Source organism: Desulfacinum hydrothermale DSM 13146 (genome assembly GCF_900176285.1).
GTDB classification, from domain to species: Bacteria; Desulfobacterota; Syntrophobacteria; order Syntrophobacterales; family DSM-9756; genus Desulfacinum; species Desulfacinum hydrothermale.
Map to the genome: position 1 here is coordinate 1 of NZ_FWXF01000038.1, position 5,273 is coordinate 5,273.

A 5,273-nucleotide genomic window follows, 5' to 3' on the forward strand; every position below is an offset into this window, starting at 1 on the left:
CCGGACATGGTGGCCGCGCGTGGAGACCCGGACGCGCCGGCAAGCGAGGAGGACCGGCGCAAGGTCTATGAGATGCTGAAGGCATGGACATCACGGATGGGGGCGTAAGATGGCCGCAGCGACGCGAGAGCTATGGGACAAGAAATCGCTCTTTCGTATCGACGAGGTGGCGGAGATCCTGGGCGTCAGCCGGCGCACGGTCTATCGGCTCATCGAGGCCGGCGTGCTGGATGTGGTCCGGGTCGGTCTCAAGCGCGGGCTGCGCGTGAAGGCCTCCAGCATCCGGGAGCTGTGCGCCTGAGTACGGTTGGTGGCGGTTTGGAAGCAGCACCTACTACCTGCAACATCTGAAGTGTGTTTGTTGCTCTACTGTTCTTAAGTAGTGTCTGTGTGTGTATGCTGTCAATTCCGGTTCCGAAACTGGATTATTCGGCTTTATGCTATCTATTGCTTTTCGCGTCGATGTACCTCGTCATGGCACTTGTTGCATAAGGTCTGCAGGTTCTCTTGCACGTTTGGACCTCCTTCCGCATGAGGTCTTATATGATGCAACTCCAAATGTCGTGGATCCGATGGATTCCACTCTTTATGTGACCAGTTGCACTTTTGGCATTTATACTCGTCGCGCCGAAGAACATCCCGGCGAATAGCATCCGGAATCCTTCGGTCATGCTTCGGAGTTTGCCGATCGGCCTCCAAAATGTATACTCCAATGCCCAATTCGGGCCGCCCCGTGCTCTTTGTCACTATCGGCCAACCCTCTTCCGTGCGCAGCTCGCGAACGCGTCGTGCCCACTCGGATTTGTCTCCAGCTACGTAGCGCAACTCCTCGTTCGTTACAGGACGCCCAACGTTTTCCCTCAGAAATTCCAAAATCTTGTCGCGCACCGATTTATTTTTCTTGCGGATCGTGTTTGCGATGTTATAACGATGAGCCGCTTCGCGATCCTGCTCCGTATTCAATAAAACGTATTCATTCGGTTTCATGCACTTTAGTTCGTCCGGTATCTGATCATCTTCGCTCATTTCCTTGATCGTTACGCCGCTCATAATAGCCCATCCGAACTGAACACGCAGTTCGCGCAAACGCCGCGCGTATTCCTGAATGCCTGAAACGACGAGCAGCTCATCGCCATGAATAATCGTTCCGGGGTACTGGCGAAAGTAGTACAATATTCGGTCTCTTGCGGCCGATGCGCACTCGGTTGGAATCAACGACTTACCCAAATCACGCAGCTGGTGGAATATCGGTACCAAGGCGAGAACCTTGGATCGAAGCTCGCCGGACCGAAGTTCGTGTTCGAAGTTTGTGATCAGCTCCGCGACTTTCTGCCGAATAGCTTCCGGGTCACACGGGACGATCTTCCTCCGTTCAGCCATTATGGAGAAACCTCTCTAACTTAGCAAAGAGTCTGTCTGGATCGCTGGTCTCACACTCCCACACCACCAACACTTTCCAGCCCAATCGACGCAGGTTCATTCGGACACGCTTATCACGCGCGATATTTGCGTCGAGTTTCTTGTTCCAGAACTCCGTGTTCGTTGTAGGTCTTCTTGAGCGAAGACACTGCTTATGCCCATGCCAAAAACACCCATGTACGAAAATGACCTTCTTGTGCCGCGGCAATACGATATCCGGTTTTCCAGGGAGTTCTCGGCAGTGAAGCCGAAACCGAAACCCCATGCGATGGACGACGGACCTAACCAGCATCTCCGGCTTTGTATCACGCCCTCGGATGCGGCTCATGATCCAGCTTCTCTTCTCCTTTGAAAATACATCAGCCATGATTATCATCGGTCATAGTCAGGAGAAGATATACCACATCGGCTAGGCGGGCCGCCAACAGCGGGGGGACTGCATTGCCGATTTGTCGAGCAATTTCAATCTTTGACCCCCTGAAGACAAAATCGTCTGGGAACGACTGAAAACGCGCCGCCTCTCGGTGCGTTATCGGTCTGTGTTGCTCCGGATGCAGATATCGTCCTTTTTCCGGCTTGAAGAACTCCGTACGAATCGTGAATGCTGGCCGATCCCACCAAAGTCGCCCGAAGAGATCGGTGCCGCCACTCTTCTTCCGGATCCAGCACGGCGGCGTCAACTCGGGCGCACGGCGCTGTAGATCGAAGCGATTCATGCCTTCTTCGGGAATCGCTCTGTAACGAGCCAGGCTCTTCTGAGTCGGAGTGCGCCCGAAGTGCAGGTCGAGCGGTGGGGCTACCTTTCGTATTTCCGTGCCCTGCGGCGGCGGAAGATCCCCGATTGCGTCACGAACCGTCCGCCATTTCACGGCGCCCGGCAGATATCCATTATCGGCCGATTCTCCGGATAAAGTGTCCGACTCATTCTTACCCGGATCATAATGTGTCTTGCGAGGCGGGAAGACCCGTGATGGGTCGAAGAAGTTGCATCCCACGATGAATGCACGACGTCGTGTCTGCGGCACCCCATAGTCGGCTGCGCAGAGGATCCCTTCCCAACACCTGAAACCAAGGGCTTCAGCGGCACCAACAATCTCCCGATGTTCAAATGAGCCAAGGAGTTGGGGGACGTTCTCCATGACGAAAATCTTGGCTCCCGAACGCTGGACGATATCCAAAAAGGGACGCCAGAGTTGTTTGCGCGGATCGCCATCACGCTTCTTGTTTAGGAGACTGAACCCCTGACAGGGCGGGCCGCCGATGACAACGTCTGCAGGTGGGATTGTGGTTTTTGGATCTCTGAGAATCTCCACAATATCGCCCAATACACAGTGGTCTCCAAAGTTCGCTCTGTACGTGTTCACACACGCCTCGTCGAAGTCGTTCGCCCACACCGGATAAAATGCCTGTCCGAACTTATGCGAGAATCCAAGTGTCATCCCTCCCGCACCGGCAAAGACATCTATCAACCGGAATCGTTTGCCTTCTCGGGCCAGGACACCACGACATCTCGCTTCATAGATCCTTTCTTCTTCGCAGAGGAGCCTCTCCATATCCTTTCTAATATCGTCGTATCCCACCTGGCTCCCTCTTATTCCAACTACCATAAGGTGTTAATATGTCTCTGCGCTCAGCTCTAAATCATGTGCATAACGCCTGATCGGTGCTGCGAAACGCAGCCATCCGCAGCAGTTCAGCCGAAGTGAGAGTGTCTCATCTCGGATTTTATACAATGAGGAGACGGCGGCCATCAACCGTCAAAGCCACAGGAAATTTAGAATGCTTTTCCGGATGTCTTCGCTCAGAATCCGGGGGAGGTGGTCCGGATCGGGCATGAAGGGCCGAGCCGGGATATCGCCCCAGGGGATGCGCTGTCGGCGCGTGTGGGCGCGGACCCGGACGTCCTTGCCCCTCCAGCGACGCACGTGCTCGCGCACCAGAACGTCCATCGTGCCGAAGGCGCCGGCCCTGGCGCCGAACTGGTGGACCGCGGCCCGAACGTCGGCGGTGCCGACCAGGACGCTGCGCCTTCCGGGCTGCTCGTGGAACGAATTGCGCAGCACGCCCGTGTCGATGAGAGTCCGGCCGCCTTCGCGCAATGCGCGGACGGACGGCTTCCACGGCGTCCCGTCCGGCGCCGTCCCCTGGCGGAAATTGCCCTTGATGTGATCGACAACGATCTCGCCGATATCACGCATGAGCGGCCGCAGGTTCTGGAGCCGGCCGGTGAGGGAGCGCAACATGTCGCTCACGGAGTCCATGTCCACTTGCAATCGGATGGTCATGGCGTTATCCTTTTCATATCGATGGGTTCCGTCCAACAGAGAGGAAGAAATGGAAACGATCTTCGACCACGATCCGACGCCCGAAGAGCTGGAGACCGTCTATAACGTGCGGACCGAGGAGGACCTGGCTCGCTACCGCCGGACCTTGGCCACGGGAGCCGACACGCAGCTGGGCGAGATCGCTCGGCTCTACCTGCATCGAGGCGATCACCAACGGGCCGCCCGATACCTGGCCGATATCCGGGACCCAGGATACCGGCTGACGCTCGAGATGGCCTACCTGCACCCGGATCTCCTTCCGGAAGCCGAAGAGAGCTGAACCCGCCGCTACACGCCGGCGAAGAACACCAGAACGCTCTCATCAAAGGTGTCCGGCCGCGAACGCAAGCAATCCAGACCATAACGAAAAGCCAGCTCCTTGTCCGGCGCCAGAGCGCCTCGTTCCAGGAGGCGATCCACCAGGGCCTGCGCGTACTCGTCGCGCGGGACCGATTCCATGACCTCCATGCAAACCCGCCGGAAGGTGTCCGGGTCGATCCCGGCCCGTTCGATCAAGGCGTCCAGATTCCGCACCCAATGCTTGTAAGCGTACCCGCGTTGGATGATCTCCTGCTGGGCCTGCGCACGATACCCTCCGAGAGCGTCCAGCATCTGGTGATAGGTGCGCCGTGCCGTCCACTGGGTGACGGATTCCATGAGGACACGGCTGTCCGGAAAGCGTTTCGCATAGAAGGCGGCCCGGTCCAGGGCCTCCTGTTGCATGTTGTGAAGGCACTCGTGCCAGAAGCTCTCCAGGGCGTACTCTTCGTCGAAGGACAGCCTGCGCCTGCCGAGGGCGCGCAGGCCGCTTTCCAGCAGGCGATCGGGCCGGTATTCGGCCGGTCCGCCCACGCGCGTGAGATCCCGCGTGCGTGTGGAGACGATGAAGACTCCGCGGCTGTCCGTGCCCATGAGGAAACGTGCGTCAGCGAAGCGCACGTCCCGCACTCCGTGGGGCAGCATGGGGCCGATCCTGTCGCGGATGAGGTCCACCATGTCGGACCTGGATCGGACCGGCAGTGGTCCGGAGGTTGATCCGTCCGCCAGGTCGGATGCCAGGATCTGCCTGGAACGGGGCGCATAGCGGTTCAGGCCCGGCTGCCATCTGGCGCGCCCCGGGTTGTAGGCGAAGCCCTCGTCGGGTGCGGCTTCGGGCGGCCGCACGCTCTGGCGCAGACCGCGGCGCTCCATGTCCCGGTCGCTCAGAGTGCGCACCGTGCAGCGGCAGTTGAAGCCGTTGGGCGGATACCACTTGTCCCAGACGGGATGGTCGAAGCGATACACCCGGCCGTCCATCGCGGCGTGGGACGGGCGTGTCCTGGCGTCCAGGACGGCGTCGTAGAGCCACCACGGCCGTTGCGGTGCGTTTTCGACCATCTGCTTGTATCGACCTGCGCCGTAGGCGCTCTGGACGTTGGTGCGGAAGATCGTGTCCAGGCGCCACGGGGTGAGGCGCTTTCGGACGGTTCCGTCCGGCAGGATCTCTTCGGGCGGCTCTCCCGGAGGAGCCAGCCAACCCTTGCGGGCCAG

The 5,273-nt window shown here is 58.8% G+C and carries 7 protein-coding genes; 2 read left to right on the plus strand and 5 right to left on the minus strand.

Annotated elements, in window-relative coordinates:
* The first annotated feature begins 109 nt into the window (after positions 1–109).
* Positions 110–301: a helix-turn-helix domain-containing protein gene (locus B9A12_RS16255; protein WP_084059140.1), complete on the plus strand. Its 192-nt coding sequence runs from the start codon at positions 110–112 to the stop codon at positions 299–301.
* A gap of 143 nt (positions 302–444) precedes the next feature.
* Here B9A12_RS16255 and B9A12_RS16260 read toward each other — a convergent pair whose 3' ends face one another.
* The 4 genes from B9A12_RS16260 to B9A12_RS16275 all read right to left on the minus strand — a co-directional run bounded on the left by B9A12_RS16260 (position 445) and on the right by B9A12_RS16275 (position 3,704).
* Entirely contained in the window at positions 445–1,380 is a 936-nt protein-coding gene (locus B9A12_RS16260; protein ID WP_084059141.1) for an HNH endonuclease, read from the minus strand.
* The gene (locus tag B9A12_RS16265; protein ID WP_342752497.1) at positions 1,373–1,795 is read right to left on the minus strand and encodes a very short patch repair endonuclease; all 423 of its coding nucleotides are present in this window, start codon (positions 1,793–1,795) and stop codon (positions 1,373–1,375) included. The genes B9A12_RS16260 and B9A12_RS16265 overlap by 8 nt, the downstream gene beginning before the upstream one ends.
* Positions 1,779–2,858, minus strand: coding sequence for a DNA cytosine methyltransferase (locus B9A12_RS16270; RefSeq protein WP_425430188.1), 1,080 nt, complete (start codon positions 2,856–2,858; stop codon positions 1,779–1,781). Before B9A12_RS16270 ends, B9A12_RS16265 begins: the two co-directional genes overlap by 17 nt.
* Positions 2,859–3,176: 318 nt before the next feature.
* Positions 3,177–3,704: a phage virion morphogenesis protein gene (locus B9A12_RS16275; RefSeq protein WP_084059143.1), complete on the minus strand. Its 528-nt coding sequence runs from the start codon at positions 3,702–3,704 to the stop codon at positions 3,177–3,179.
* 49 nt (positions 3,705–3,753) lie between these two features.
* On the opposite strand from B9A12_RS16275, the gene B9A12_RS16280 reads away from it, so the two are divergent.
* Positions 3,754–4,023 (plus strand): hypothetical protein, encoded by a 270-nt coding sequence (locus B9A12_RS16280; protein ID WP_084059144.1) that lies wholly within the window; start codon positions 3,754–3,756, stop codon positions 4,021–4,023.
* A gap of 8 nt (positions 4,024–4,031) precedes the next feature.
* On the opposite strand, the gene B9A12_RS16285 is transcribed toward B9A12_RS16280, so the two are convergent.
* The coding region (locus B9A12_RS16285; RefSeq protein WP_170920689.1) for a phage head morphogenesis protein at positions 4,032–5,273 on the minus strand (1,242 nt) is incomplete at its 5' end.